Below are 26,144 nucleotides of genomic sequence, written 5' to 3' on the forward strand. Positions count from 1 at the left end.
AACATGACCAGGCAACAGCAAGTAGTGATTGTCGGCGGCGGGGTGATTGGCCTGCTCACTGCCTACAATCTCGCCTCCGAAGTGCGCAGCGTGGTGCTGCTGGATCGCTCGAATGTCGGCCAGGAATCGTCCTGGGCTGGCGGCGGCATCGTCTCGCCGTTATACCCGTGGCGCTACAGTCCGGCAGTCACCGCGCTGGCGCATTGGTCGCAGGATTTTTATCCACAGCTCGGCGAGCGCTTGTTTGCTGACACTGGCGTTGATCCTGAAGTGCACACCACTGGTCTGTATTGGTTGGATCTGGACGATGAAGCCGCAGCCATGGCCTGGGCCGCGCGGGAAAATCGGCCGCTGCGGGCTGTGGATATCTCGGCGGCACATGACGCGGTGCCGGTGCTTGGCAGCGGTTTCAGCCGAGCGATCTACATGGCCGATGTCGCCAACGTGCGCAATCCACGGCTGGTCAAATCGCTGAAAGCCGCGCTGCTGGCGCTGCCGAACGTGACGATTCACGAGCAATGCGAAGTCAGTGGTTTCGTCCGCGAGGACGAGCGCGTGGTTGGCGTGCAAACCTCCACTGGGGTGATGAGCGGCGACGAGTTTGTGCTGACGGCGGGGGCGTGGAGCGGCGATCTGCTCAAGACGCTGAACCTGACGCTGCCGGTCGAACCGGTCAAAGGCCAGATGATTCTCTACAAGTGCGCGGCTGATTTCCTGCCGAGCATGGTGCTGGCCAAGGGACGTTATGCGATCCCGCGTCGCGACGGTCACATTCTGATCGGCAGCACGCTGGAGCACGAAGGTTACGACAAGACCCCGACCGATGTAGCGCTGCAAAGCCTCAAGGCCTCGGCGATCGAATTGCTGCCGGCGTTGGCGGATGCCGAGGTGGTCGGGCACTGGGCCGGGCTGCGGCCGGGGTCGCCGGAAGGGGTTCCCTTTATTGGCCGGGTGCCGGGGTTCGAGGGGTTGTGGCTGAACTGCGGGCATTACCGCAACGGGCTGGTGCTGGCGCCGGCATCGTGTCAGTTGTTTGCCGATGTGATGTTGGGGCGAGCGCCGATTATTGATCCGGCGCCGTATGCGCCTGAGGGCCGGATTTAGTCAGAGGCTGGTAGACCGCCTTCGCGAGCAGGCTCGCTCCCACAGGAATACTCATTCCAAATGTGGGAGCGAGCCTGCTCGCGAAGGGGCCTTCAATCCAGTCCCAATTTCTTCAGCCGATAACGCATCGACCTGAACGACAGACTCAACCGCTGCGCCGCCGCCGTGCGGTTCCAGCGGGTTTCCTCCAGCGCCTGCAAAATCAGTTTGCGTTCGACGCTCTCCAGATAATCCTCAAGATTGTCGACCTGCGTCAGATCGGCCATCGCCCCGTCCGCCGTGCAATTGCCTTCGCTCAAACGCAGATCCTGCGCTTCGATCGTGCGGTTTTCACACAGGGTGTGCGCGCGTTCGAGAACATTCTCCAGTTCGCGCACATTGCCGGGAAAGCGATAGTTCTTCAGCGCCTCCAGCGCTTGCGGGTGCAGGCGCGCTTCGGGGTGTCCGGTGTCTTTGGCCAAGCGCTTGAGCACGTGCATGGCAAGCGCCTCGATGTCGTCGCGGCGTTCGCGCAGGGACGGTACGCGCAGTTCGATGACGTTGAGCCGGTAATACAGATCCTGGCGGAAACGCTCGGCTGAAACTTCGGCTTCAAGGTCTTTGTGCGTGGCGCAAAGGATGCGTACGTCGACCACTGTTTCCTGCTGGCCGCCGACGCTGCGCACGGCTTTTTCCTGAATCGCCCGCAGCAGTTTTACCTGCATCGACAGTGGCAGATCGGCGACTTCATCGAGAAACAGAGTGCCGCCATGGGCCGCCTGGAATAGCCCCGGCTTGTCTTCGACGGCACCGGTGAAGCTGCCTTTGCGGTGGCCGAAAAATTCGCTTTCCATCAGTTCCGACGGAATTGCCCCGCAGTTCACCGGCACAAACGGCTGGCTGGCGCGCGGGCCTTGTTCGTGAATCAGACGCGCGACCAGTTCTTTGCCGCTGCCGGATTCACCACTGATGTACACCGGCGCCTGACTGCGTGCGAGCTTGTCGATCTGCTTGCGCAGATTAGCCATCGGCGGCGAATCGCCCAGCAAGCGTCGCTCGATTGCCGTGCTCAAGCCGCCCGCTGTCGGCAGGCGCAGCGCCGAGCTGACCAGTTCACGCAGGCGCGGCAGCTCCACCGGTTTGGTGAGGAAATCGAACGCCCCGGCCTTCAATGCATTGATGGCCGTTTCCAGGCTTCCGTACGCAGTGATCATCGCCACCGGCAGGTTTGGATCGCGTTGCTGAATGTGTTGCACCAGCTCCAGCCCGGTGCCGTCGGGCAGGCGCATGTCGGTCAGGCACAGGTCAAAGTGCTCGCGCTGCAACAGCGCCTGAGCCTCGCCCAGATTGCGTGCGCTGAAGGTCTCGAGTTTCATCCGTCCCAGGGTGATTTCCAGGAGCTCGCGGATATCCGGTTCGTCGTCGACGATTAGAATTTTTTGCCGTGGGCTTGTATTCAACTTTGTTTCCGTCCGTGAGCAAAAGTGATGCAAAAGCAGCCGCCGCCTTGGCGTGATTTGAAGTCTAGGCGTGCCTGGTTGCTTTCGCACAGCTCACGGGACAGATAAAGGCCAAGACCGGTGCCCTGACTGCTCGTAGTGAAGAACGGCTCAAACAGATGCGCCTGTTCATCGGCCGACACGCCGGGGCCGTTGTCCTGCACTTCGAGCACTGCCAATTGGCTGTCGGGGTCGACGAACAGTGCCAGCCAGACGTCGGCCTGCTCGTGCAGTTGGGCACTGTGACGCCAGGCGTTGCGGATCAGATTGTCGAGAATCTGCCGCAGCTGGTTGGGGTCCATCAGTGTGGTGAAATCGCCGGAATTGATTCGCAGATGAATGTGCTGGCGTTCGGTGGCCTGCTCGCGGGTTTCGCCGACGAAGTCTTCCAGCCACGGCTTGAGGTCCAGCCGTTGCGGCGCGCTTTGCTGGCGGCGGGACAGTTGCAGGACGTTTTCGATGACTCGGTTCATGCGCTGGGAGTGGTCTTGAATAATCTGCGTCAGACGTCGATCTGCGCTATCGAGTTCCTCGGACTCGGCCAACAGCTGCGCGGCATGACTGATCGCGCCCAGTGGATTGCGAATTTCATGGGAGATGCCGGCGGTCAAACGCCCGAGCGCAGCGAGCTTGAGTTGCTGGGCTTGTTGGGTGATTTGCGCGAGGTCTTCGAGAAACACCAGCGTCTGCTGGTTCGGACTCTGCTCGAGAGCGATGAAGCTGGGTTGCAGCTCAAGGCCATTGCCGGGGATTTTCAGACTCTGCGGGCGCAAGGTCGGGTTGTTGCGCCACAGTTGCAGGCGCTCGACGAGTGCTGGCGAATATTCGTCGATCAAATGACCTTGCAGGTGACTATGGCCGAGCAGACTCTGCGCACTGTGATTGGCCAGTTGTACCCGGCGTTGTTCGTCGAGTACCAGAATGCCGGTGCGCATGCGTTGCAGGATCAACGCATTCAACGCCTCCAGGCTGACCACCTCGCTGGCGCGTTGTTCGGCCAGGGTCTCGCTGACTTCGAGGCGACGAATCAGCCCTTGCACCAGCAATGAGGCGGCGAAGCACAGCGCGCCGAGGGTGCCGGCTTGCAGGTACGCGTTGGCGCTCAAGGGGCGGCTGAGCCCCAGCAGAAAACTCAGGCCGACAATGCCGATCGCCGCGATGGCGGCAATCAGCAGGCCGATGCGTCGGCGCAGCAGGGTGTTGCTGATTGCCACCGAGACCACCAGCAGATTGCCCAGCGCACTGGCCACGCCGCCGGCCGCGTAGAACAGGCCGCACAACAGCAGCACATCGACAAGCGCCAGGGTGAACAACTGCGCCGGGCGCCGGGTGTTTTCGAGGAACACCACCAGCAGCATATTGATGATCAGGTACAGCCAGCTGCCGCCGCGCAGCAGATCGTCGTTGGCCGACGTCAGCAGGCGGTTGTCCATGTTGCTGGAGATCAGCAACACCAGAGTGATGCCGACACTTAAACGGTACAGGTGATAAAGGCGCAGCAGACGCTGCGCCTGTTTCTGGTCGGCGTTGACGGCCTCAGCGACCACTGGCGCCCGGGCCTTGCTCGAGATGAGCCTGGCTGCAATACCACAGTTGCTGGTTGCCCAGCGCGCGGTCGCGCGGCAGGTGCACGCCGCAGTGGGCACAACGCACCATCGGCGGCGCGTCCTGTTCGCGCGACGATCGGGTGGACGAGGCGGGGGCCTTGAATTTGCGCCAGAGCCAGATGGCGGCGAAGATCAGGGCAATCCAGAACAATAAACGAAGCATGATGAGCGGCTTTTCGACTGATGATCCGGCAGTTTAGCCAAGGACCCGATCAGCGCACAGCCTATTAAAGCGCGGCAATAAAAAAGGGAGATCCGCGGATCTCCCTTTTTTCGTACAGCCGGTGTGATCAGTCGAACACGCCGAAGGTCATGTAGCTGAACCACGAGCGGTCGGTGTCGCTGGATTCCGGTTCTGGCTCTTCGATCACGTCGCCGTTCTCGTCTTTAGGCTTGAGCTCGTTCGGGATCGCATCTTTCGCGTCCTGGAACTGCTTCTGCACGTCCTGGTTGGCGCGGGTTTCGCCCGGCGGCAGCGGTGGACGCGATTCGATCAGGCCCAAAGTCGCTTTGCTCAGGAACGAACGGTTGTCAGCTTCGGCTACGCGTGGCACGAACTGGCCATCCTCCAGGCTCGGGTGGTCCGGATAGTTGAGCTTCAGGGTTTCCAGGCTGGTGGCCGCCAGATCGTCGAGGTGCAGACGCTGGTAGGCTTCAGTCATCACCGCCAGGCCGTCGCCGACCGATGGGGTTTCCTGGAAGTTCTCCACGACGTACTTGCCACGGTTGGCAGCGGCTACATAAGCCTGACGGGTCAGGTAGTAGTCAGCGACGTGGATTTCGTAGGCGGCCAGCAGGTTGCGCAGATAGATCATGCGCTGCTTGGCGTCCGGCGCGTAGCGGCTGTTCGGGTAGCGGCTGGTCAGTTGCGCGAACTCGTTGTACGAGTCGCGGGCGGCGCCCGGGTCACGCTTGGTCATGTCCAGCGGCAGGAAGCGCGCCAGCAGGCCGACGTCCTGGTCGAACGAAGTCAGACCCTTGAGGTAGTACGCGTAATCCACGTTCGGATGCTGCGGATGCAAACGAATGAAGCGCTCGGCGGCAGACTTTGCAGCTTCCGGCTCGGCGTTCTTGTAGTTGGCGTAGATCAACTCCAGCTGAGCCTGATCGGCGTAGCGACCGAACGGATAACGCGACTCCAGAGCCTTCAGCTTGGCTGTGGCGCTGGTGTAGCTGTTGTTGTCCAAGTCAGTCTGAGCCTGCTGATACAGCTCGGCTTCGCTGAGGTTTTCGTCTACGACTTCCTTCGATGAGCAAGCAGCGGTCAATGCGAGGATGGCGATCAGCAGCAGGTGTTTCACTTGCATGGCGGCTTGCGTCCCTATGACGGCCGCTGTCTTGGGCGGGGCCGTCCTGTTATGATGAGCGCCCCGTTGAAAAGCCTCGGGGCAAAAGACGCCGTATTTAACCACAAGCGCGCAGCCGAAACCAAAGGCTGTGCCGACGCCCAGTCCGAGCATGTCCGATAAAATTGAACTTCGCGCAGAGGTGCCGTCCGAATTGGGCGGCCAACGCCTCGATCAAGTCGCCGCCCAACTCTTCGCTGAGCACTCACGCTCGCGCCTTTCCGCCTGGATCAAAGAAGGTCGCCTGACTGTGGACGGGGCGGTGATCCGCCCGCGCGACATTGTGCATGGCGGTGCCGTCCTTGAGCTGACTGCCGAGCAGGAAGCCCAGGGCGAGTGGATCGCCCAGGACATCGAGCTCGACATCGTCTATGAAGACGACGACATCCTGGTGATCAACAAGCCTGCGGGCCTGGTGGTGCACCCGGCCGCCGGTCACGCCGATGGCACCCTGCTCAACGCTTTGTTGCACCATGTGCCGGACATCATCAATGTCCCGCGCGCCGGTATCGTGCATCGTCTGGACAAGGACACCACCGGTCTGATGGTGGTGGCCAAGACCATTCAGGCGCAGACCAAACTGGTTGCGCAATTGCAGAGCCGCAGTGTCAGCCGCATCTATGAGTGCATCGTCATTGGCGTGGTCACCGCCGGTGGCAAGATCAACGCGCCGATCGGTCGTCACGGCCAGCAACGCCAGCGCATGGCAGTGATGGAAGGCGGCAAGCCTGCCGTCAGCCATTACCGCGTGCTCGAGCGTTTCCGTTCGCACACCCACGTGCGGGTGAAACTGGAAACCGGTCGGACCCACCAGATCCGCGTGCACATGGCGCACATCAACTTCCCATTGGTCGGCGATCCGGCGTATGGCGGGCGTTTCCGCATTCCGCCTGCGGCCAACCCGACCATGGTGGAATCGCTCAAGCACTTCCCGCGTCAGGCGCTGCACGCGCGCTTCCTTGAACTCGATCACCCGACGAGCGGTGAGCGCATGAGCTGGGAATCGCCGCTGCCGGAAGATTTCGTCTGGCTGCTGACCCTGCTCAAGCAGGATCGCGAGGCCTTCGTCGGATGAACTGGCTGACGCCGGACTGGCCTGCGCCGGCCAGCGTCAGGGCCTGTGTCACCACCCGCGAGGGTGGTGTCAGCGAGGCGCCGTTCGACAGCCTCAATCTGGGTGATCACGTCGATGATCGCCCGCAAGCGGTGGCCGAAAATCGTCGCCGCTTGACCGAACACTTCTCCATACAGCCTGCCTGGTTGCAGCAAGTGCACGGGATCACCGTTGCCCATGCTGATCCGGGCATCGTTGCGACTGCAGATGCCAGTTGGACGGCAACGCCGGGTATTGCCTGTGCGGCGATGACGGCAGACTGTTTGCCGGCATTGTTCTGCGATCGTGCCGGCACGCGTGTCGCGGCCGCTCATGCCGGTTGGCGTGGTCTGGCGGCGGGTGTGCTTGAGGCAACTCTCGACAGCCTCGATGTTCCTGCTGACGAGGTACTGGTCTGGCTCGGCCCGGCCATTGGCCCCAAAGCCTTTGAAGTCGGTCCGGAAGTACGGGAAGTCTTCATCAATCAACTGCCTGAAGCAGCAGAAGCGTTCGTACCGAGCAACAATGCCGGCAAGTTCATGGCTGATATCTATCTGCTGGCGCGCCTGCGTCTGGCTGAACGGGGTGTCACGGCTGTTTATGGTGGCGGTTTCTGCACCGTGACCGATCCGCGTTTCTTTTCTTACCGCCGTGCGTCGCGCACCGGTCGTTTCGCCTCCCTTGTTTGGCTCACCCGCTAAACTCTCTGATCTGCATCAACTCTCCGACGCTTGAATCTCCCAGAATCGACCGCATCTACAGTGGTATCTGGCAGGTTTCTTTATTCAGGATGGTTTCTTAGGTCCGGCCTGCTCAAAAGGAAGGTGACCCATGCGTATTGACCGTTTAACCAGCAAATTACAGTTGGCCCTGTCCGACGCCCAGTCGTTGGCGGTTGGCCACGATCATCCGGCCATCGAGCCGGCGCACTTGATGCAGGCCATGCTTGAACAGCAGGGCGGTTCGATCAAGCCGTTGCTGATGCAAGTAGGCTTCGACGTCAACAGCTTGCGTAAAGAGCTGACCAAAGAGCTCGATCAACTACCGAAAATCCAGAACCCGACCGGCGACGTCAACATGTCGCAGGATCTGGCGCGTCTGCTCAATCAGGCTGACCGTCTCGCTCAGCAGAAGGGCGACCAGTTCATTTCCAGCGAACTGGTGCTGCTCGCCGCGATGGACGAGAACAGCAAGCTCGGCAAGTTGCTGCTCGGCCAAGGCGTGAGCAAGAAAGCCCTGGAAAACGCGATCAACAACCTGCGTGGTGGCGAAGCGGTAAATGACGCCAACCACGAAGAGTCGCGGCAGGCGCTGGACAAGTACACCGTCGACCTGACCAAGCGCGCCGAAGAAGGCAAGCTTGATCCGGTGATCGGCCGTGACGACGAGATCCGCCGCACCATTCAGGTTCTGCAACGCCGTACCAAGAACAACCCGGTGCTGATCGGTGAACCTGGCGTGGGTAAAACCGCGATCGCCGAAGGGCTGGCGCAGCGCATCATCAACGGCGAAGTGCCGGACGGCCTCAAAGGCAAGCGCCTGCTGTCGCTGGACATGGGCGCGTTGATCGCCGGCGCCAAGTATCGCGGTGAGTTCGAAGAGCGCCTGAAATCGTTGCTCAACGAACTGTCGAAGCAGGAAGGGCAGATCATTCTGTTCATCGACGAACTGCACACCATGGTCGGCGCCGGTAAAGGCGAAGGCTCGATGGACGCTGGCAACATGCTCAAGCCTGCGCTGGCTCGCGGCGAGTTGCACTGCGTCGGCGCGACCACGCTCAACGAGTATCGCCAATATATAGAGAAGGATGCGGCGCTCGAGCGGCGTTTCCAGAAAGTCCTGGTGGACGAGCCGAGCGAAGAAGACACCATCGCCATTCTGCGTGGCCTCAAGGAACGTTACGAGGTTCACCACAAGGTGGCGATCACCGACGGCGCGATCATCGCTGCGGCCAAGCTCAGCCATCGCTACATCACGGATCGACAGCTGCCGGACAAGGCCATCGACCTGATCGACGAGGCGGCCAGCCGTATCCGCATGGAGATCGACTCCAAACCGGAAGTACTCGATCGTCTGGAGCGGCGCCTGATTCAGCTGAAGGTGGAATCCCAGGCGCTGAAGAAAGAAAGCGACGACGCGGCGAAGAAACGCCTGGAAAAACTCCAGGAAGAAATCGAGCGTCACGAGCGTGAGTATTCCGATCTGGAGGAAATCTGGAACTCGGAGAAAGCCGAGGTGCAGGGTTCTGCGCAGATTCAGCAGAAGATCGAACAGTCGCGCCAGGAACTGGAAGCCGCGCGCCGTAAAGGCGACCTGAATCGCATGGCCGAGTTGCAATACGGGGTGATCCCCGATCTGGAACGCAGCCTGCAGATGGTCGACCAGCACGGCAAGAGCGAAAACCAGTTGCTGCGCAGCAAGGTGACTGAAGAAGAGATTGCCGAAGTCGTGTCGAAGTGGACCGGCATCCCGGTGTCGAAAATGCTCGAAGGCGAGCGCGACAAGCTGATGAAAATGGAGAGCCTGTTGCACAAACGGGTAATCGGTCAGGAAGAAGCGGTCGTGGCTGTGGCCAATGCCGTGCGGCGTTCCCGCGCCGGACTGTCCGACCCGAATCGTCCGAGCGGCTCGTTCATGTTCCTCGGCCCGACCGGTGTCGGTAAAACCGAGCTGTGCAAGGCGCTGGCCGAATTCCTTTTCGATACTGAAGAGGCGATGGTGCGGATCGACATGTCCGAGTTCATGGAGAAACATTCCGTGGCTCGTCTGATCGGTGCGCCACCAGGCTACGTCGGCTATGAAGAGGGCGGTTACCTGACCGAAGCGGTGCGTCGCAAGCCGTATTCGGTGATCCTCATGGACGAAGTCGAGAAGGCGCACCCGGATGTGTTCAACATCCTCCTGCAAGTGCTTGAGGATGGCCGTCTGACCGACAGTCACGGGCGTACGGTGGACTTCCGCAACACGGTGATCGTGATGACGTCCAACCTCGGGTCGATGCAGATCCAGGAACTGGTCGGTGATCGTGAGGCGCAGCGTGCTGCTGTGATGGACGCGCTGACCTCGCACTTCCGTCCTGAGTTCATCAACCGCGTTGACGAAGTGGTGATCTTCGAGCCGCTGGCGCGGGATCAGATCGCCGGCATTACCGAGATCCAGTTGGGCCGCCTGCGCAGCCGCCTGGCGGAGCGCGAGCTGAAGCTGGAGCTGAGCCCGGAGGCGATGGACAAGCTGATCGCCGTCGGTTACGACCCGGTGTATGGCGCACGTCCTTTGAAACGGGCGATCCAGCGCTGGATCGAAAACCCGCTGGCACAGTTGATCCTGTCGGGTCATTTCATGCCGGGCGACACCGCCACCGGCAAGGTCGAGAACGACGAAATCGTTTTCGGCTAAGCCTCAGCGGCAATGAAACCGGGAAGGCCTCGCATTGCGAGGCCTTTTTTTCGCCAGGCTGTTGAACTCAAAGGAAAAGGCTTGTAAAGTGCGCCCCGCAGTCAGTCACCGGCAGCGTTTCAACCCACCGGGTTGGAATCTGAAATAAGTTGCAAATCATTAACTTGAAAGCAATTTAGGGGGTTGACAGAGGTGTTCTAGGTTGTAGAATAGCGCGCCTCAGACACACGAACGCAGCGATGCGAACGGGTGGCGAGATGCAACAAAGCTTCACCGTTGTAAATTGAAATATGTAGTTCCGTGATAGCTCAGTCGGTAGAGCAAATGACTGTTAATCATTGGGTCCCAGGTTCGAGTCCTGGTCACGGAGCCAATTTCAAACCGGGGTATAGCGCAGTCCGGTAGCGCGCCTGCTTTGGGAGCAGGATGTCAGGAGTTCGAATCCCCTTACCCCGACCATTTTTGGGTCGTTAGCTCAGTTGGTAGAGCAGTTGGCTTTTAACCAATTGGTCGTAGGTTCGAATCCCACACGACCCACCATTTTTGAAACCAGTTTGCGCTGGGATCGAATCTTAAGATCAGAGGCCAAAAGCGCTGATCGAAGAAGGCGATCTTTGAAAGGTCGCCTTTTTTTTACCGGGGTATAGCGCAGTCCGGTAGCGCGCCTGCTTTGGGAGCAGGATGTCAGGAGTTCGAATCCCCTTACCCCGACCATATTGAAAATCCTCGTATCGAAAGATACGGGGATTTTTTTTGCCTGCCGAAAGCTGAATCCCTTCAAGTCGTCATACAACCTGCCGATAGCCCGCTAACACGAGGGGACTGCCAACGCTTCGCCCCTTGATCTGGCCATTACAAGAATAAGGGCGTTCGTCATGTTGCTTCGTCAGTTGAATATTGCTCCCCGGGCTGCCCTGGGATTTGCCCTGATCGCGGTGCTGGTGGCCTTGCTCGGCGTGTTTGCGCTGGGGCAGATGTCGAGCATTCGCGACAGCGAGGTGGCGGTGGAGAACCGCTGGTTGCCGAGCATCCGTGGCGGCGACGAGATCCGCGAACTGATGCTGCGCATCCGCACCATCTCCCTGCGCATGGCGCTCGATCAGGATCCGGCCAATATCGCCACCTATCGCGGCCAGATGGACACCCGCGACAAGGAACTGAGCGAGAAGATCGCCGCCTACGACAAACTGGTCGACACTGCCGAAGGTCAGCAGCTGTATGACCAGTTCAAGAAAACCTTCGCCGCCTATCGCACCGGCATCGCCCAGTCATTCACCCTCGCCGAGCAAGGCAAGCGTGACGAGTTGACCAAATTGTTGCTGGTTGACATGAAGACCGTGGTCGACGGCTCCGGCAAGCAACTCAACGATCTCGCCGATCTGTTCGCCCGCCAGGTCGCCGCCGAAAGCGAGAAGTCCGCCGCGCATTATGAAACCTCGCGGACCATCGTCAGCCTGTTCATTGGTCTGGCAGCGCTGGCCACGGTGGCGCTGGCGATGTTGCTTACGCGCAGTATCGTGCGCCCGCTGAGCAGCGCCGTGGATGCCGCAGAAAGTGTCGCCAAGGGCGATCTCACGCGGCCGATCGAAACCCATGGCAACGACGAAGTCAGCCGCTTGCTCAAGGCCTTGGCAACGATGCAACAGAACCTGCGCGAGACGCTGCAAGGTATCAGCGGCTCAGCCACACAACTGGCCACCGCCGCTGACGAACTGAGCGCCGTCACCGTCGACAGCACCCAAGGCCTGCAGGAGCAGAACAACGAAATCGAACAAGCTGCCACTGCGGTCAACGAGATGACCGCTGCGGTGGAGGAGGTCGCGCGCAACGCGGTGTCGACGTCCGATGCCACGCGCCAGTCCAGTCAATCGGCGCAATTGGGCCAGGAGCGCGTCAGCGAAACCGCCAGCGCGATCAATGCCCTGGCCAGTGATGTGCAAAACACCGGCGAGCTGGTGCAGTCGCTGGCCAATCAATCGCAAGACATCGGCAAGGTTCTGGACGTGATTCGCGCAATCGCTGAGCAGACCAATCTGCTGGCGCTCAACGCTGCCATCGAGGCAGCACGCGCGGGCGAAAGCGGTCGCGGCTTTGCGGTGGTAGCCGATGAGGTGCGCGCGCTGGCGTATCGCACCCAGCAATCGACGCAGGAAATCGAACAGATGGTGCAAGGCATGCGCAGCGGTTCGAGCCAGGCGCTGGAGTCAATGCAGGCCAGCGCATCTCGTGCGGCGAGTACGCTGGTTCTCGCAGAGCGGGCAGGTGAGGCGTTGGTGACGATCACGGCGTCGGTGCACGAGATTCACGAGCGCAACCTGGTGATCGCCAGCGCCGCCGAGGAGCAGGCGCAAGTGGCGCGGGAAGTGGATCGCAATCTGGTGAACATTCGCGACCTGTCGGTACGTTCGGCTGCGGGGGCTGATCAGACCAGCGCATCGAGCCATGAGCTTTCGCAACTGGCCAATGCGCTGCAGGGCATGGTGCGACGCTTTCAGCTCTGATGAACAGAGATCAATTGCAGGCCTTCGCCTGCTGATTTGCGCACAACACGAAACAATGTGGGAGCGAGCCTGCTCGCGAAGGGGCCGGATCATTCAACGACAGTGTTGACAGACCCACCGCTTTCGCGAGCAGGCTCGCTCCCACAGGTTGGCGCTTTAGTGCAGTTTCAGACGCGGTTCGGTGCCACGACCAATCTTGCTCCCCAGCATCAACATCGCTGTGCGAAACGGCCCGTACAGCGCCATCTGGTGCATACGGTACAGCGACACATAGAACATCCGTGCCAGCCAGCCTTCGAGCATGACGCTGCCGGTCAGGTTACCCATCAAGTTACCCACAGCAGAAAAACGCGACAGTGAAATCAGCGAGCCGTAGTCGGTGTACTTGTACTCCGGCAGGGTCTTGCCTTCGATGCGCAATTTCAGCGACTTGGCCAGCAGCGACGCCTGTTGATGCGCCGCTTGTGCCCGTGGCGGCACGTTGCGATCGGTACCCGGTTGCGGACAGGCCGCGCAGTCACCGAAGGCAAAGATGTTTTCGTCGCGAGTGGTTTGCAGAGTCGGCAGCACTTGCAGCTGATTGATGCGGTTGGTTTCCAGACCGTCGATGTCCTTGAGGAAACCCGGTGCGCGAATGCCGGCAGCCCAGACCTTCAGGCTGGCCTTGATCTCGTTGCCATCGGCGGTGATCAGGCTGTCGGCAGTCACTTCGCTGACTGCTGCGTTGGTCATCACATTGACCCCGAGCTTCTCCAGGGTCTTGTGCACCGGCCCGCTGATGCGCTCCGGCAGGGCAGGCAGCACCCGTGGGCCGGCTTCGATCAGCGTGATGTGCATGTTTTCCGGTTTGATCCGGTCCAGACCATACGCGGCCAGTTCATGGGCGGCGTTGTGCAACTCGGCCGCCAGTTCGACGCCAGTGGCGCCAGCGCCGACGATCGCTACGCTGATCTGCTCGACCACGTCGGTCTGCCCGGCGTGGGCGCGCAGATAATGATTGAGCAATTGCTGATGGAAGCGCTCGGCCTGTTTGCGCGTATCAAGAAACAGGCAATGCTGCGCCGCGCCCTGGGTGCCGAAATCGTTGGTGGTGCTGCCGACGCTGATCACCAGCGAGTCATAAGCCACTTCACGCGCCGGTACCAGCTCGACGCCGTTTTCGTCATAGGTTGCCGCCAACTGGATTTTCTTCTGCGCGCGATCAAGCCCGCTCATGCGCCCGAGCTGGAACTCGAAGTGGTTCCATTTTGCCTGGGCGACATAATTGAGTTCGTCTTCGGAGGAGTTCAGGGAACCGGCGGCCACTTCGTGCAGCAGCGGTTTCCAGATGTGGGTCAGGTTCGCGTCGACCAGCATGACGCTGGCCGTGCCGCGCTTGCCCAGAGTCTTACCCAGACGGGTAGCCAACTCCAGACCGCCGGCGCCGCCGCCGACAATGACAATACGATGGGACATAGGGATAACTCGCAAGGTTTTTAAAGGAAATCGGTGCGGTTACCCGAGGGAGCGCAAGGCAGCTCATAACGTCAGGTAACTGATAAATCGGCTCAACAGGCCCAGACCAATGGTCACTGCCAGCACCAGCACCAGGAGCATCCACGGCCGGAAAGGCCGGCGCTCGACACGGTGTTGGGACAATTGCAGGTACTCTTCGACATGCTTTTGGTCTTCGGGGTTCAGGCGGCTGGTCATATTTGCCTCGTCAGGTAGACGTTACTGAATGAGCACAGGCTACAGCGGTTTTCAGCCCGGGTTGAACGCAGCGTAGCCGCTGTCCGGGACCGGTTCGACGCACACGCTATCGTCGAGGCGAATGATGCCGCTTTGTAACACCCGGGCAGTGATCCCGCCATGCCCGCGCACGGCTTGAAACGTGCCCGGGCCGAGATTGTTCTGCAAGCGTGCGCAGGGCTGACACCAGCCAGTGGTTTCGAGTATCGCTTGCCCGATGCGAAAGCGCCGCCCCTTCAGGCTAAACAAATTGATTCCGCTTATAACGAGATTGCGCCGCAGATCTTCAGGCCGGACCGGCTCGTCATCGGGACGGCCCATCAATGCATTGATCACCGCCAAGTGCTCCCACTGAATCAGCGTCACCTGTCGCGCATTGCGAACGCCCGGGCGGGCGTGGTCGCCGGTGAGCCCGGCTTCCAGCCGCGCCTCGACCGCGTCCAGCTCAAGCATCGGCCCACGGGATTCTGGACGCACACCGATCCAGCGCACACGACCGGTTTGCGGAACCTCAGCGATCAACTGCTGCAGCGGCGTCACAGGCTGATGCCCACGTCGAACACAATGCTGCGGCCGAGGTTGCTGCGCAGAAAGTCCGGCGCGTCGGGATGAGCAAACAGCACCCTGGCGAATGTCGGGCCGACCAGCGACAGCGAGCGCCAGCCCTGACGCAGATATTCGGTCGGTGGCGGGAAATGACTGTTGAGATCGAGCACTTCGCGCTTGAGGCTGGCGAAGGCGATGATGTCCAGTTCACCCAGATCCATGCCGCGTTCCTTGTAGTTGTGCGCCTTCTTGCGCAGGGTTGGCGCCAGGCGCAGGAGAAATTCATTGGCCGGGATGCGTTTGGGCTTGGCTTCGCGGCGCACCAGTTGGCTCAGGGAAAACGCGCTGCGCCGACGCTGCAATTCGTCGCGCCATTCATCATTGAGACGGCGGCCCTCATCGAGGACGAAAAAAACTTCGAAATTGGCATCGCGAAACAACACGTCCGGCGGCTCACCGGCCGGGGCGAATTCGTCGGCGCGGTAGGGGATGTTCAGACCTTGCAGCAGGCGCTGGCAGACCCAACGCTCACGCTCCCATTTGCGGGCATTGGACAGGAACGCGTTGGCTTGCTCGGCCGCGATGGTCAGCAGGCGTAAATAATCTGAATCATCCATAAGCCCAAGCTTAGCGTCCAAATGCGACAAGCAGATAGCTTTGCATCGGCTCAGACATAAACGTCGCGCGATTGCGCCCTTGTAGGAGCTGCCGAAGGCTGCGATCTTTTGCTTTTATAAACAAGATCAAAAGATCGCAGCCTTCGGCAGCTCCTACAAAAAAGCGTGTCGAGTAGCAGGTGAGGGAATCATGATCGGTGCCGAACTGCTTTCAACGGCAAGCCTGACACTCGGCTGGCTGATTTATCTGCCGGCGCTGCTCTGGGCGATCATGCGTGCGCCATGGGTCGAGCTGTTCAGCGACAGTCGTCGGCAGCACTTGCTGTTCGGCACGGTGTTCGCGCTGTTTCTGCTGTGGCTGGTGCGCAGGGATTTCGACACCGGTGTGTCTTATCACTTCATCGGCATGACCGCGGTGACGCTGCTGCTCGATTGGCCGCTGGCGATTGTCGGCGGGCTGGTTGCGCAGATTGGCCTGGTGCTTTTGGGGCGTCAGGACCTGGCTGCGGTGGGCGTCAATGGCGCGTTGCTGATTCTGCTGCCAGTGCTGATCACCGAGTGCGTGGCGATTCTGGTCGAACGCGCGCAGCCACGAAATCCGTTCGTTTACATCTTCTGTTCCGGCTTCTTCGCCGCCGCGTTGTCCGGCCTGTTGTGCCTGATCCTCAGCCTGACGCTGCTGTGGTACGACGGCCTCTTCGCCATGCCGGAATGGCTGGAAGATTTCGTCGGCTACCTGTGGTTGCTGCTGTTTCCCGAGGCTTTTATCAACGGCATGGTCGTCAGTGCATTGGTGGTGTTCTGCCCGGAATGGCTGGAGACCTTCAACCGCACCCGCTACCTTTCGGCGCCGTGGAAGGACGACGATCCGAAGTCTTGATCCACATCAAACCGGCCATGCCGCAGAGATTTCATGCTCGCGCAAATCCCTTCAGGAGCAGTGGCATGGGCGTTTATGAATGGGCGCGGCAGGAAACCCGGCAGAGTCTGGAGCTGGCGCAGGAAGTGGGCTTTGACCCGGGCCTGAGTTTGCGCGCCCTGCTCAGCGCCGTGGTGCAGCAGAGCAAGGCAGTGCGCAATGCCGAAGACCTGGCCGACGAGTTGCGCTTTCTCGCGGAGAACCTCGACGACAGTCAGGACTACGGCTTTATGCGGCCCTGATCAGCGATCAGTGACGCGGATCGAAATCGCCGGAAAACAGCTCGTCTTCGGCATCCGGGGCGACAGGAATCTTGTGCTCTTCCGAGGCCCAGGCGCCGAGGTCGATCAATTTGCAGCGGTCGGAGCAGAACGGACGGAATTTGTTCGCCGGGGTGAATTCGACGGGGGCGCCGCAGGTCGGGCATTCAACGGTTGGAATCTGGCTCATGCTTGGCCTCCGGATAAAGTCAGATAAAAGTGATGCAGACGCTCGACCTCGCTGTGCAGCCAGGCGAGGTCGCGATCGTTGACGATCACGTCGTCGGCACGGCTCACACGGTCTTCACGGCTCGATTGCGCCTTGAGGATCGCCTGCACCTGCGCTTCGCTGGTCTGGTCACGCTGCAAGGTGCGTTCGATCTGCAGTTGTTGCGGCGCATCGATGACCAGGATGCGCTGAGTCATCGCGTATTGCCCGGACTCGATCAGCAGCGGTGAAACCAGAATCGCGTAAGGCGATTTTGCCTGCGCCAGATGATGAGCGATTTCTTCGCCGATCAACGGATGCAGCAGCGCTTCGAGCCAACGCCGCTGTTCAGGGTCTTCAAAAATCAGTTTGCGCAGGGCGGCACGGTCCAGCGTGCAGTCGGCCTGCAACACGCCGGAACCGAAATGCTCGGCGATTTTCGCCAGCGCCGGACGCCCCGGTTCGACTACCCAGCGCGCCGCATGATCGGCATCCACCACGTGCACGCCGAGGTCGATGAAGTGCTGCGCCGCCGCGCTTTTGCCGCTGCCGATGCCGCCGGTCAGGCCGAGGATCCAGGGTTTTTCCACAGGGGTATTCATTTCAAACCGACAGACTGCCAATAGAAGTCGGTTATTTGACCACCCCAGAGCAAGGCAATCCAGCCGGCAATTGCCAGAAAGGGTCCGAAGGGGATCGGCGTCGAGGTTGCCTGGGCGCGCAGACGCAGCATGACGACGCCCAAAATCGCTCCCACCAAGGATGACAACAGAATCGTCAGCGGCAGAATCTGCCAGCCACCCCAAGCGCCAAGCAAGGCCAACAGCTTGAAATCGCCATGACCGATGCCGTCCTTGCCGGTGAGCAGTTTGAACAGCCAGAACACCGACCACAGCGCCAGATAACCCGCCACTGCGCCCCACAATGCATCGGGCAACGCCACGAACACGCCGAAGCTGTTGACGATCAGCCCCAGCCACAGCAGCGGCAGCACCAGCACATCGGGCAGCAGCTGATGTTCGCAGTCGATCAGACTCATCGCCAGCAAGCCCCACGTCAGCAAAATCAGCAAGCCCGCCGGCCAGCCGAAGCCCAGATGCCAGGCGATGAATGCCGACAGCAGGCCGCAGGCCAGTTCGGTCAGCGGGTAACGTTTGCTGATCGGCGCCGAGCAGGCCGAGCAGCGACCGCGCAGCAGCAGATAACTGAGCAGCGGAATATTTTCCCACGGGCGGATCCGGTGTCCGCAATGCGGGCAAGCGGAGTGCGGCAGCATCAGGTTGTAGGTCGGCACAGGCGTTTCAGTGGGCAGGCCGAGCACATCATGGGCCTGCTGGCGCCAGTCGCGCTCGAGCATCTTCGGCAGGCGCCAGACCACTACGTTGAGGAAGCTGCCGACCACCAGCCCGAGCAGCAGCGCGCTGACCACAAAGGCCAGCGGATACACGGCAAACAGTTCGTCGATAGGCATGTCAGATCGCTGAGCCGAGCTGGAAGATCGGCAGGTACATGGCCACCACCAGTCCACCGACGATGACCCCCAGCACCACCATGATGAACGGCTCCATCAGGCTGGTGAGGTTGTCGACCATGTTATCGACTTCCGCTTCATAAAAACCGGCGACCTTGTCGAGCATGTCATCCAGCGCGCCCGATTCCTCGCCGATGGCGGTCATCTGCACCGCCATGTTGGGAAACACACCGGTGCTGCGCATGGAGAAATTCAGTTGCATGCCGGTCGAGACGTCCTGCCGCACCCGCAACACCGCGCGCTTGAACACCACATTGCCGGTGGCACCGGCGACCGAATCCAGTGCTTCCACCAGCGGCACACCGGCTGCGAATGTGGTCGACAGGGTGCGGGCAAAACGTGCGACGGCGGACTTGTACATCAAGGTGCCCACCAGTGGCAGCTTCAGCAGCCAGGCATCGCGCCGGTCGCGCAGGGCCTGCGAAGTCTTCAACGCGTGGCGAGTGCCGAAAAACGCTGCCACCAGCGCAAAAAGAATGGCCCACCACCACTGCTGCATGAATTCCGACAGGCTGATGATCATCAGGGTGAAGCCCGGCAGTTCTGCGCCGAACCCGGAAAACACCGACTGGAACTGCGGCACCACTTTGACCAGCAGAATGCCTGTTACCACTGCCGCCACCAGCACCACGGCGGTGGGGTAGGTCATGGCTTTCTTGATCTTGGCCTTGAGCGCTTCGCTTTTTTCCTTATAGGTCGCGACCCGTTCAAGCAAGGTGTCGAGGGCGCCAGACTGTTCGCCGGCGTCGACCAGATTGCAGTACAACTCGTCGAAGTATTGCGGTTTCTTGCGCAGGGCCGTAGCGAAGCTGTTACCGGCCGCGACCTCCTGTTTGACCTCGTCGACCAGTTTGCGCATGGCCGGGTTTTCGAAGCCTTCGCCGATGATGTCGAAGGACTGCAACAGCGGCACGCCGGCCTTCATCATGGTCGCCATCTGCCGGGTGAACAGGGCGATGTCCTGCGGTTTGATGCGTTTGCCCAAGGTCAGCAGGGAGGCGGATTTCTTGCGCACCTTGCCCGGGTTTATCCCCTGTTTGCGCAGTTGCGCCTTGATCAGTGCGGGGTTCTGTCCGCTCAACTCGCCGCTGACTTTACTGCCTTTGCGGTCCGTGCCTTCCCAGGCGTAAACGCTGACTTTCGCTGCCTTGACCGCCATGTTCAATCCTTGGTGACCCGGTTGATTTCCTCAAGGCTGGTGATGCCTTGCATGGCCTTGTGCAGCCCGGAAGTGCGCAGATCGGCGAAGCCGTCGCGGCGCATCTGAATATCGATTTCCAGCGAATTGCCCTCGGCCATGATCAACCGTTGCAGGTCCGGTGTGTTCTTTACCACTTCATAAATCCCCACGCGTCCTTTGTAACCGCCATTGCAGTGATCGCAACCGACCGGCTCGTAGATCGTGAAATGGCCGATGCGTTCCTCGGGGAAGCCTTCCTTGAGCAAGGTTTCGTGCGGGATCTCCAGCGGCCGCTTGCAGTGTGCGCACAACTTGCGCGCCAGACGCTGGGCGATGATCAGGCTGACCGAGGTGGCGATGTTGAAACCGGGAATGCCCATGTTGTGCAGGCGTGTCAGGGTTTCCGCTGCGCTATTGGTGTGCAGGGTCGACAGCACCAGGTGGCCGGTCTGCGCAGCCTTGATTGCGATCTCGGCGGTTTCCAGATCGCGGATCTCGCCGACCATGATCACGTCCGGGTCCTGACGCAGAAACGAGCGCAGCGCCTGGGCAAAGTCCAGCCCTTGGCGGGGATTGACGTTGACCTGATTGATGCCTTCCATGTTGATTTCCACCGGGTCTTCGGCGGTGGAAATATTGATGTCGACGGTGTTGAGGATATTCAGCCCGGTGTACAGCGACACGGTTTTACCGGAGCCGGTGGGGCCGGTGACCAGAATCATTCCTTGCGGCTGTTTCAGCGCGGCCAGGTACAAAGCCTTTTGCTCGGCTTCGTAACCCAAGGCGTCGATGCCCATTTGTGCACTGGACGGGTCGAGAATCCGGATCACCACTTTTTCGCCCCACAGGGTCGGCAAGGTGTTGACGCGAAAATCGATGGATTTGCTTTTCGACAGGCGCATCTTGATCCGCCCGTCCTGGGGTTTGCGTCGTTCGGAAATATCCAGACTGGCCATCACCTTCAGGCGCGCGGCAATACGCCCGGCCAGCTGGATCGGCGGCTTGGCCACCTCGCGCAGCATGCCGTCGGTGCGCATGCGCACCCGGTAGTTTTTTTCGTAGGGTTCGAAGTGCAGGTCGGAAGAGCCGCTCTTGATCGCATCGAGCAGCATTTTGTGCACGAAGCGCACGACCGGGGCGTCGTCGGCATCGAGGCCGCCGATCACGTCCTGTTTGTTGTCATCAATGGACTCGACGTCGAGGCCGTCGAGATCGACATCGGCCATTTCTTCCAGACCCGAGGCGTGGCTGTCGAAGAACTTGTCGATGGCGTCGCTGAGTTTGTCGTCCTCGACCAGGATCGCTTCGGTGCTCAGGCCGGTGCTGAACTGGATGTCGCTGATCGCCTGCTGATTGCTTGGGTCGGAAAGGCCCACGAACAGTTTGTTGCCGCGCCGCCACAAGGGCAGGGCGCAATGCTGACGAACCAGTTTTTCACTGACCAGCCCCTTGGGCTGAGTCTCCTTGTCGAGGCAATGCAGATCGAGCAGGGCCATGCCGAAATGTTCGGAAGCGATCTCGGCGATCTGCCGGCTGTTGACCAGTTTGTTGTGCACCAGGTAATTGACCAGCGACACGCGATTGCGCTGGGCCTGCGCCCAGGATTGCCGGGCGCTTGTTTCCGTGAGCAGTTCGGCCTGGACCAATTGCTTGGCCAGACCGCTCAGAGCGATGTCATTCATGGGGATTCCGCACGCTTGCCGTTCATGACTTATAGCCTAGTCAAGTGACAGCGCCAAACACGGCCGGTGCAGGTGACAAAAAGTGTCAGATAGTGCGGTTGCGGGTTGTAGGAAACGGCGCAGGCGATTGCGCGCGCCCAGCAGGCGGGGCCTGAAAGGCGTTGGCATGGGCTGTGCTGAGCCTTGTTCAGATCATGAGATTTCGACTCATGCATGGAGCGTGTCTATGAAAAAACAACAAGGTTTCACATTGATCGAGCTGCTGATCGTTGTGGCGATCATCGGCATTCTGGCGACTATCGCCCTGCCGCAGTATTCGAAGTATCAGGCGCGGTCGAAGGTGACGGCGGGTATTGCCGAAGTTTCCGCCCTCAAAGTCAATTTCGAAGACGTGATCAACGCGGGATCTGGTGATCCAACTTTGGCTAACGTCAACGCAAACGTAGGTGCCACTCAAAACTGCACAATGGGTGTGAGTGGCAAAGTGGCTGACGGTACCGGGACGATTACTTGCAAGTTGCTTAATGCTCCGGCTCCGGTTCTTGGCCAGACGATCACCTTGACTCGTAGTGCGACCGCGGGTTGGTCTTGCGGCTTCTCCGGTTCCAAGGAATACACGACGACCAGTTGCCCTGGCGTTTAACTGAGTACAAAGCGAATGCCCCGCACTGCGGGGCATTTTCGTATGGTCACCTGTCTACAAAAGCTCCAATAATTTCAGCAGCTTATGAACTTTCCAAAAAACCGCAACTTGCATGCGAAGATTGAGCGAGTCATGCATTTTGCATGAAAATGAAAATTGGCATTTTTCATAACTCATTGTTTTTAAAAGAATTTATATGGCAAAAAAAGTTGGCACAGCGTTCGCAATATATCCGGTAACCCTGCTGACAAGCGTTACAGCAGACTTCCAGTAAAAACAGGAGTTACTCGTATGAAGAAGTTCGCTATCACTGCCGCTGCTACCGCTCTGACCCTGACCATGGCTGGTGGCGCTTTCGCCCAGTCCGCTCAGGCTACCCAGTCGCCAATGGTTCTGGCTGCTGGTGAAGTTACCGAGGCTAAAGAAGCTACTTCCGACACTTGGATCACCACCAAAGTGAAAAGCGATCTGGTTACCGAAAAAGGTATTCCAGGCACCGACATCAAAGTCGAAACCAACAAAGGTGTAGTTTCCCTGTCTTCTGACGTAGCAGTAACAGACGCTCAGAAAGCTTCCGCTGTCGCGATCACCAAAAAGATCAAAGGCGTTAAAGCAGTTTCTGCTGACGGCCTGAAAGCCGAGTAAGGCAAGACTTCTCGCCTGAACCGGGAGAAGACGCGACAGACGGGCCGAGCAATACGTCTGTCGCAACTTTAGAGTTCATGCGAACGGTCACACGGATGTGACCATTACAGGCCCCGGCACTTGTGTCGGGGCCTGTTCTATTTGGGCAATACCAATGTGGGAGCGAGCCTGCTCGCGAATGCGTAGTGTCAGCCGACAAGTTCGTCAGTAGACAGACCGTATTCGCGAGCAGGCTCGCTCCCACAGGGTGAATTTCGTTCGGCTTAGTTACCGCGTTTGCTGTTGATCTGCCGCAGGCGATTGCCTTCGAAGCGCAGGTATTGATACATGCCGTTGTTTGGTCCGTAGGTCCATTCCTCGACCTGAAACTCTTCGCGGCGATTGGCACTGCGCTTGTAGCCGAGCACATCGCGGCTGACCGGCTCGCCGCATTTTTGCAGCACTTCGCTGGCGCGGTCGCCGAGGCTGATCAATTGGCTGCCGCAGCGCAATGTATCCGACGCCGACGCATGGCCGGCGGCGCAGGTCAGAGCGAGCGCCATCAACCAGTTACGCACGGTCATTCGGCATCCAGGTGCATTTGCGTCACCACGCGGCCATCGCTTTCGGCCTCGCCGAGGTTGGCGTCGATGAAGTACACGCGGTCATCCTCGAGCTTGCCCTTGTCGACCAGGTAATCCTTGATGGTGCTGGCGCGATCCTGGCCCAACTGGCGCAACAGCACCTCGCTGCCACTCCAGAACGCGATCACGCCCTGGCGCATTTTCGCCGTGCGTTCTTCCTTGCCCAGGTCTTTCCATTCAGCCGGTGGCTGGGTTTTCAAGCGGGTGCGGTAGATGCCTTCGAGCAACGCGCCTTTCTCGCTTTCGGGCACTTGCAACAGCGAGGCCTGGGCCGGGACTTTGTCGCCACGGCGCTGGAGCATCTTGTAGTAGTTGTACTGATATTCGCGTTCCAGACGTTGTTCGGCGAGCAGTGGCCCATCGCTGCTCTTCGCGGCAGTGCCTTCGATTTCCAGGCGCAGCGCCGGACGTTCCTTGAGTGCCTGCGACAGTTTCACCAGCGCCGTTTCGGCGTCTTTGCTCAGATCGCTGGAGCCCGGCGCGAAGGACACCGTGCCAAGATCTTCGGAGCCGCCGCCACTGACCAGCCCGCCGATCATCTTGAACGGTGCGGCGGCCGCTTTGACGATCAGATTGCGCAGGGTCTGCCAGACGATCGGCATCACGCTGAACTGCGGATTATTCAGGTCGCCGGTCACTGGCAATTCGATGGAGATCTTGCCGTCGACGTCCTTGAGCAGGGCGATCGCCAGCTTCAGCGGCAGACTCACTGCATCAGGGCTGTCGACCTTCTCGCCCAGTTGCAGCTGCTCGACGACGACTTTGTTCTCGGCTTTCAATTGGCCCTTGGTAATCAGGTAGTGCAGATCTAGGTTGAGCCGGCCCTTGCGGATGCGGTAGCCGGCGAATTTGCCGGAGTAGGGCGTCAGGGTCGTCAGTTCGACGCGCTTGAAACTGGTGGCGATGTCGAGGCTGGCCATCGGGTCGAACGGATTGACCGCACCCTTGATGGTCACCGGCGCATAACGGTCGACCTTGCCTTTGATGTCGACGCTGGCCGGTTTTGCCTGACGACTGTCAATGGTGCCGATCTGACCGTTGAGCTGCTGCACGGCGGTGGCGAAATTCGGCGTCAGGCTGAAGTCGGCGAAGTTGGCCGAGCCGTCGTTGATCGCAATCGCGCCGATGTGAATGCCCAGTGGTTTGTCCTTGCCGGCCGGTTTGGCTGCGGTGCTTTTTGCACCGCTGTCGGCCGGTTGCGGGATCAGCAGGTCGTCGACGTTGGTGGTGCGATCGTCGTTGATCATGAAGCGCACATAGGGCTGCAACAGGTTGACCTTGTCGATCGACAGGCTGTCGCCGTGCTGATAGTTGATGCCGTCGACCACGACTTGCTGCCATTTGAGAAAATCGCGGGTCTTCAGCGTATCGAGGGTGTGCAGTTGATCGATCTGCGCGCGGCCGGTGACGCTGAGGGCCAGTGGTTCGGTGCTTTTCAGGTTGACCTTGAGGTCACTGCCGAGCATGCCGCTGCGCAGTTCCAGGCGAATGAACGGGTTGATATAGGACTGCGCGACACGCAAGTCGACGTCCTGGGTTTTCACGTTGAGCTGCGCGTTGACCGGGGCCAGATTGACCGTGCCGTCGGCGCTGATCTTGCCTTGCTTGCCCAGGCCGCTGTCGAGCTTGAGCTTGAAAGGCGAGCCGTTGAGGCTGTCGAAATCCTGCAGGTCGACGTTCAGCGGAGTGATGTCCAGCGCTACCGCCGGTTGCGCCGAGCGGTCGGCCAGATGAACCGTGTAGTTGCGCAGTTGCACATCTTTGACCAGCACCTGCCATGGCTTGCTCGGGGCGCTTGGCTCAGGTTTCGGCGAGTCGGCGGCGGCAGGTGTTTCCGCCGGTTCGGCAGCGGCTTTGGCAGCCGGTTTCGACGGTTGGCTGGCGAACAACTTCTGCCAGTCCAGTTGGCCGTCGGCTTCCAGCGCCGCCCAGGTTTCCAGTTTGTTGCTGCGGATCTTGCCGACCACCACTTGCTGCTTTGCCAGGTCGAGCGAGGTTTCGCTGACGTCGAGGCGTTCTAGCCTGGCCAGCGGACGTCCGTCCGGAGCCTTGATGGCGAACGGCGCAATGCTCACCGCGACGTTGTTCAGCAGCAGTTCGGTCTGTTTCGACAGGTTGAGTTTGTACTCGGTGCTGAGGCTGACCACGCCGTTTTCCAGCACCAGCGGCACGGCGTCACGCACGTAGGGCCAGAAGGATTTCATCTGGCCATCGGTGACTTTCAGGGTGCCTTCGGAGGTGAACGGGATCAGGCTGAAATTGCCGGTCCAGTCGATCCTCCCGCCAGCGGGGCCGATGGCGACGAGGGTCATGTCGGCGCTGTCTTCGGGCAAAGTGCTGAGGTTTTTCAGCTCGAAACTGAGGTCGTCGTAAAGAAATTCGATCGGCTCGCTGGGCCGCATATCCTCGAAATGCACCACGCCGCCGGCCAGTTTGATGTTGTCGATACGCAGCGGGAATGGCTTGGCGTCGGGATCGGCGGGTGTCGGCTCGCTCGGCGGCACGTTGAACAGGCCGAGCAGGTTGAGCTTGCCGTCCTTGGCGAAGAGGATTTCGCTTTTGGGTTTGTCCAGTTCGATGTCGGACAGATGCAGCGCTTTGGTCCACAGGCTGTCGATTTGCAGGTTGGCATAGAGGCGATCGAAGCCGACCTGCTCCTTGCCCGGTTCGCCGATGATCAAACCCCACAGGGTGACCTCAAGGCTGAACGGGTTGAGTTCGATGCGCTGCAGATGCGCCGGCACCGTCGCGTAGTTCGCCAGTTGCTGGTTGGCCACGCGCAAGGCAATGCCCGGCAGGATCAGAAACCCCAGCAGGCTGTAGAGGGCCAGGGCTGTCAGCAGTGCGCCAATCGCGCGAATCAATCCTTTGGGCATGTGCGGCTTCATCTGTCTGAATCGGAGTGCCTTGGAGTATGGCACGCGATTCTGGTTCCGAAGTGCTTGATGTGGGACAGGATTGTTCAGAAATTTCTGTAGGAACAGATACCCATTGTAGGAGTGAGCCTGCTCGCGAATGCGCTGGTTCAGTGAAA

The 26,144-nt window shown here is 60.0% G+C and carries 24 protein-coding genes and 4 tRNA genes; 13 read left to right on the top strand and 15 right to left on the bottom strand.

Features of this window, described 5'->3' with window-relative positions; genetic code table 11:
* The first annotated feature begins 3 nt into the window (after positions 1 to 3).
* Positions 4 to 1,104 (top strand): glycine oxidase ThiO, encoded by a 1,101-nt coding sequence (thiO, locus tag AB4N48_RS01840; RefSeq protein WP_252868304.1) that lies wholly within the window; start codon positions 4 to 6, stop codon positions 1,102 to 1,104.
* Positions 1,105 to 1,196: 92 nt separating this feature from the next.
* Here the strand turns inward: thiO and AB4N48_RS01845 are convergent, their stop codons facing one another.
* The 4 genes from AB4N48_RS01845 to AB4N48_RS01860 form a co-directional block, all read right to left on the bottom strand.
* Positions 1,197 to 2,543, bottom strand: coding sequence for a sigma-54-dependent transcriptional regulator (locus AB4N48_RS01845; protein WP_460094712.1), 1,347 nt, complete (start codon positions 2,541 to 2,543; stop codon positions 1,197 to 1,199).
* The gene (locus AB4N48_RS01850; RefSeq protein ID WP_310220193.1) at positions 2,540 to 4,129 is read right to left on the bottom strand and encodes a sensor histidine kinase; all 1,590 of its coding nucleotides are present in this window, start codon (positions 4,127 to 4,129) and stop codon (positions 2,540 to 2,542) included. The genes AB4N48_RS01845 and AB4N48_RS01850 overlap by 4 nt, the downstream gene beginning before the upstream one ends.
* The gene (locus AB4N48_RS01855; RefSeq protein ID WP_252868302.1) at positions 4,119 to 4,352 is read right to left on the bottom strand and encodes a PP0621 family protein; all 234 of its coding nucleotides are present in this window, start codon (positions 4,350 to 4,352) and stop codon (positions 4,119 to 4,121) included. Before AB4N48_RS01855 ends, AB4N48_RS01850 begins: the two co-directional genes overlap by 11 nt.
* 127 nt (positions 4,353 to 4,479) lie before the next feature.
* Positions 4,480 to 5,496, bottom strand: coding sequence for an outer membrane protein assembly factor BamD (locus AB4N48_RS01860; RefSeq protein WP_056790462.1), 1,017 nt, complete (start codon positions 5,494 to 5,496; stop codon positions 4,480 to 4,482).
* A gap of 151 nt (positions 5,497 to 5,647) precedes the next feature.
* Here AB4N48_RS01860 and rluD point away from each other — a divergent pair, with 151 nt between their 5' ends.
* The 8 genes from rluD (at position 5,648) to AB4N48_RS01900 (ending at position 12,525) form a co-directional block, all read left to right on the top strand.
* Positions 5,648 to 6,610 (top strand): 23S rRNA pseudouridine(1911/1915/1917) synthase RluD, encoded by a 963-nt coding sequence (gene rluD, locus AB4N48_RS01865; protein ID WP_016773140.1) that lies wholly within the window; start codon positions 5,648 to 5,650, stop codon positions 6,608 to 6,610.
* Positions 6,607 to 7,329 (top strand): peptidoglycan editing factor PgeF, encoded by a 723-nt coding sequence (pgeF, locus tag AB4N48_RS01870; protein WP_095181838.1) that lies wholly within the window; start codon positions 6,607 to 6,609, stop codon positions 7,327 to 7,329. The genes rluD and pgeF overlap by 4 nt, the downstream gene beginning before the upstream one ends.
* Positions 7,330 to 7,459: 130 nt before the next feature.
* Complete coding sequence (gene clpB, locus AB4N48_RS01875) at positions 7,460 to 10,024, top strand: ATP-dependent chaperone ClpB (protein ID WP_056790458.1); 2,565 nt, start codon at positions 7,460 to 7,462, stop codon at positions 10,022 to 10,024.
* Between the two features lie 297 nt (positions 10,025 to 10,321).
* A tRNA-Asn gene (locus AB4N48_RS01880) sits at positions 10,322 to 10,397 on the top strand.
* A gap of 9 nt (positions 10,398 to 10,406) precedes the next feature.
* Positions 10,407 to 10,483: transfer RNA gene (locus AB4N48_RS01885), tRNA-Pro, on the top strand.
* Between the two features lie 5 nt (positions 10,484 to 10,488).
* Positions 10,489 to 10,564 (top strand) — tRNA-Lys (locus AB4N48_RS01890).
* A gap of 97 nt (positions 10,565 to 10,661) precedes the next feature.
* Positions 10,662 to 10,738, top strand: a tRNA-Pro gene (locus AB4N48_RS01895).
* Between the two features lie 161 nt (positions 10,739 to 10,899).
* Complete coding sequence (locus AB4N48_RS01900) at positions 10,900 to 12,525, top strand: methyl-accepting chemotaxis protein (protein ID WP_041477812.1); 1,626 nt, start codon at positions 10,900 to 10,902, stop codon at positions 12,523 to 12,525.
* A gap of 156 nt (positions 12,526 to 12,681) precedes the next feature.
* On the opposite strand, the gene AB4N48_RS01905 is transcribed toward AB4N48_RS01900, so the two are convergent.
* From AB4N48_RS01905 to AB4N48_RS01920, 4 genes are all read right to left on the bottom strand, one after another.
* Positions 12,682 to 13,980 (bottom strand): NAD(P)/FAD-dependent oxidoreductase, encoded by a 1,299-nt coding sequence (locus AB4N48_RS01905; protein WP_016773144.1) that lies wholly within the window; start codon positions 13,978 to 13,980, stop codon positions 12,682 to 12,684.
* A gap of 63 nt (positions 13,981 to 14,043) precedes the next feature.
* Positions 14,044 to 14,217, bottom strand: a complete 174-nt coding sequence (locus tag AB4N48_RS01910) for a DUF3094 domain-containing protein (RefSeq protein WP_007909875.1) — start codon at positions 14,215 to 14,217, stop codon at positions 14,044 to 14,046.
* Between the two features lie 51 nt (positions 14,218 to 14,268).
* Positions 14,269 to 14,796, bottom strand: a complete 528-nt coding sequence (locus AB4N48_RS01915) for an MOSC domain-containing protein (RefSeq protein WP_160768590.1) — start codon at positions 14,794 to 14,796, stop codon at positions 14,269 to 14,271.
* Positions 14,793 to 15,419: a DUF1780 domain-containing protein gene (locus AB4N48_RS01920; protein WP_007909887.1), complete on the bottom strand. Its 627-nt coding sequence runs from the start codon at positions 15,417 to 15,419 to the stop codon at positions 14,793 to 14,795. The genes AB4N48_RS01915 and AB4N48_RS01920 overlap by 4 nt, the downstream gene beginning before the upstream one ends.
* A gap of 190 nt (positions 15,420 to 15,609) precedes the next feature.
* On the opposite strand from AB4N48_RS01920, the gene AB4N48_RS01925 reads away from it, so the two are divergent.
* Both AB4N48_RS01925 and AB4N48_RS01930 read left to right on the top strand, forming a co-directional pair.
* On the top strand, positions 15,610 to 16,299 hold the full coding sequence (locus tag AB4N48_RS01925; RefSeq protein WP_041477814.1) for an energy-coupling factor ABC transporter permease: 690 nt from the start codon (positions 15,610 to 15,612) through the stop codon (positions 16,297 to 16,299).
* 65 nt (positions 16,300 to 16,364) lie between these two features.
* Positions 16,365 to 16,580: a hypothetical protein gene (locus tag AB4N48_RS01930; protein ID WP_016773148.1), complete on the top strand. Its 216-nt coding sequence runs from the start codon at positions 16,365 to 16,367 to the stop codon at positions 16,578 to 16,580.
* A 7-nt stretch (positions 16,581 to 16,587) separates the two neighbouring features.
* On the opposite strand, the gene yacG is transcribed toward AB4N48_RS01930, so the two are convergent.
* The 5 genes from yacG to pilB are packed head-to-tail and all read right to left on the bottom strand — an operon-like array spanning position 16,588 to position 21,199.
* Positions 16,588 to 16,788, bottom strand: a complete 201-nt coding sequence (gene yacG, locus AB4N48_RS01935) for a DNA gyrase inhibitor YacG (RefSeq protein WP_016773149.1) — start codon at positions 16,786 to 16,788, stop codon at positions 16,588 to 16,590.
* Complete coding sequence (coaE, locus tag AB4N48_RS01940) at positions 16,785 to 17,408, bottom strand: dephospho-CoA kinase (protein WP_460094714.1); 624 nt, start codon at positions 17,406 to 17,408, stop codon at positions 16,785 to 16,787. Before coaE ends, yacG begins: the two co-directional genes overlap by 4 nt.
* The gene (locus tag AB4N48_RS01945; protein WP_130900966.1) at positions 17,405 to 18,277 is read right to left on the bottom strand and encodes a prepilin peptidase; all 873 of its coding nucleotides are present in this window, start codon (positions 18,275 to 18,277) and stop codon (positions 17,405 to 17,407) included. The genes coaE and AB4N48_RS01945 overlap by 4 nt, the downstream gene beginning before the upstream one ends.
* A gap of 1 nt (position 18,278) precedes the next feature.
* Positions 18,279 to 19,496, bottom strand: coding sequence for a type II secretion system F family protein (locus AB4N48_RS01950; protein ID WP_095181835.1), 1,218 nt, complete (start codon positions 19,494 to 19,496; stop codon positions 18,279 to 18,281).
* 2 nt (positions 19,497 to 19,498) lie between these two features.
* Positions 19,499 to 21,199: a type IV-A pilus assembly ATPase PilB gene (gene pilB / locus AB4N48_RS01955; RefSeq protein ID WP_056790439.1), complete on the bottom strand. Its 1,701-nt coding sequence runs from the start codon at positions 21,197 to 21,199 to the stop codon at positions 19,499 to 19,501.
* Positions 21,200 to 21,425: 226 nt separating this feature from the next.
* On the opposite strand from pilB, the gene AB4N48_RS01960 reads away from it, so the two are divergent.
* The gene (locus tag AB4N48_RS01960; protein WP_071173630.1) at positions 21,426 to 21,842 is read left to right on the top strand and encodes a pilin; all 417 of its coding nucleotides are present in this window, start codon (positions 21,426 to 21,428) and stop codon (positions 21,840 to 21,842) included.
* A 291-nt stretch (positions 21,843 to 22,133) separates the two neighbouring features.
* Positions 22,134 to 22,487: a BON domain-containing protein gene (locus tag AB4N48_RS01965; protein ID WP_315435464.1), complete on the top strand. Its 354-nt coding sequence runs from the start codon at positions 22,134 to 22,136 to the stop codon at positions 22,485 to 22,487.
* Between the two features lie 263 nt (positions 22,488 to 22,750).
* Here the strand turns inward: AB4N48_RS01965 and AB4N48_RS01970 are convergent, their stop codons facing one another.
* The gene (locus tag AB4N48_RS01970; RefSeq protein WP_252878910.1) at positions 22,751 to 23,050 is read right to left on the bottom strand and encodes a DUF2845 domain-containing protein; all 300 of its coding nucleotides are present in this window, start codon (positions 23,048 to 23,050) and stop codon (positions 22,751 to 22,753) included.
* Positions 23,047 to 25,998, bottom strand: coding sequence for a DUF748 domain-containing protein (locus AB4N48_RS01975; RefSeq protein WP_460094717.1), 2,952 nt, complete (start codon positions 25,996 to 25,998; stop codon positions 23,047 to 23,049). The genes AB4N48_RS01970 and AB4N48_RS01975 overlap by 4 nt, the downstream gene beginning before the upstream one ends.
* Between the last annotated feature and the right edge of the window lie 146 nt (positions 25,999 to 26,144).

The sequence above is a fragment of the Pseudomonas sp. S2_C11 genome (assembly GCF_054668395.1).

What these genes read in the sequence shown, in the direction of transcription:
- thiO (WP_252868304.1), top strand. Translation starts at nt 4, where the DNA reads ATGACCAGGCAACAGCAAGTAGTGATTGTCGGCGGCGGGGTGATTGGC.
- AB4N48_RS01855 (WP_252868302.1), bottom strand. Translation starts at nt 4,352, where the DNA reads ATGCTTCGTTTATTGTTCTGGATTGCCCTGATCTTCGCCGCCATCTGG.
- AB4N48_RS01860 (WP_056790462.1), bottom strand. Translation starts at nt 5,496, where the DNA reads ATGCAAGTGAAACACCTGCTGCTGATCGCCATCCTCGCATTGACCGCT.
- rluD (WP_016773140.1), top strand. Translation starts at nt 5,648, where the DNA reads ATGTCCGATAAAATTGAACTTCGCGCAGAGGTGCCGTCCGAATTGGGC.
- pgeF (WP_095181838.1), top strand. Translation starts at nt 6,607, where the DNA reads ATGAACTGGCTGACGCCGGACTGGCCTGCGCCGGCCAGCGTCAGGGCC.
- clpB (WP_056790458.1), top strand. Translation starts at nt 7,460, where the DNA reads ATGCGTATTGACCGTTTAACCAGCAAATTACAGTTGGCCCTGTCCGAC.
- AB4N48_RS01900 (WP_041477812.1), top strand. Translation starts at nt 10,900, where the DNA reads ATGTTGCTTCGTCAGTTGAATATTGCTCCCCGGGCTGCCCTGGGATTT.
- AB4N48_RS01905 (WP_016773144.1), bottom strand. Translation starts at nt 13,980, where the DNA reads ATGTCCCATCGTATTGTCATTGTCGGCGGCGGCGCCGGCGGTCTGGAG.
- AB4N48_RS01910 (WP_007909875.1), bottom strand. Translation starts at nt 14,217, where the DNA reads ATGACCAGCCGCCTGAACCCCGAAGACCAAAAGCATGTCGAAGAGTAC.
- AB4N48_RS01920 (WP_007909887.1), bottom strand. Translation starts at nt 15,419, where the DNA reads ATGGATGATTCAGATTATTTACGCCTGCTGACCATCGCGGCCGAGCAA.
- AB4N48_RS01925 (WP_041477814.1), top strand. Translation starts at nt 15,610, where the DNA reads ATGATCGGTGCCGAACTGCTTTCAACGGCAAGCCTGACACTCGGCTGG.
- AB4N48_RS01930 (WP_016773148.1), top strand. Translation starts at nt 16,365, where the DNA reads ATGGGCGTTTATGAATGGGCGCGGCAGGAAACCCGGCAGAGTCTGGAG.
- yacG (WP_016773149.1), bottom strand. Translation starts at nt 16,788, where the DNA reads ATGAGCCAGATTCCAACCGTTGAATGCCCGACCTGCGGCGCCCCCGTC.
- coaE (WP_460094714.1), bottom strand. Translation starts at nt 17,408, where the DNA reads ATGAATACCCCTGTGGAAAAACCCTGGATCCTCGGCCTGACCGGCGGC.
- AB4N48_RS01945 (WP_130900966.1), bottom strand. Translation starts at nt 18,277, where the DNA reads ATGCCTATCGACGAACTGTTTGCCGTGTATCCGCTGGCCTTTGTGGTC.
- AB4N48_RS01950 (WP_095181835.1), bottom strand. Translation starts at nt 19,496, where the DNA reads ATGGCGGTCAAGGCAGCGAAAGTCAGCGTTTACGCCTGGGAAGGCACG.
- pilB (WP_056790439.1), bottom strand. Translation starts at nt 21,199, where the DNA reads ATGAATGACATCGCTCTGAGCGGTCTGGCCAAGCAATTGGTCCAGGCC.
- AB4N48_RS01960 (WP_071173630.1), top strand. Translation starts at nt 21,426, where the DNA reads ATGAAAAAACAACAAGGTTTCACATTGATCGAGCTGCTGATCGTTGTG.
- AB4N48_RS01965 (WP_315435464.1), top strand. Translation starts at nt 22,134, where the DNA reads ATGAAGAAGTTCGCTATCACTGCCGCTGCTACCGCTCTGACCCTGACC.
- AB4N48_RS01970 (WP_252878910.1), bottom strand. Translation starts at nt 23,050, where the DNA reads ATGACCGTGCGTAACTGGTTGATGGCGCTCGCTCTGACCTGCGCCGCC.
- AB4N48_RS01975 (WP_460094717.1), bottom strand. Translation starts at nt 25,998, where the DNA reads ATGAAGCCGCACATGCCCAAAGGATTGATTCGCGCGATTGGCGCACTG.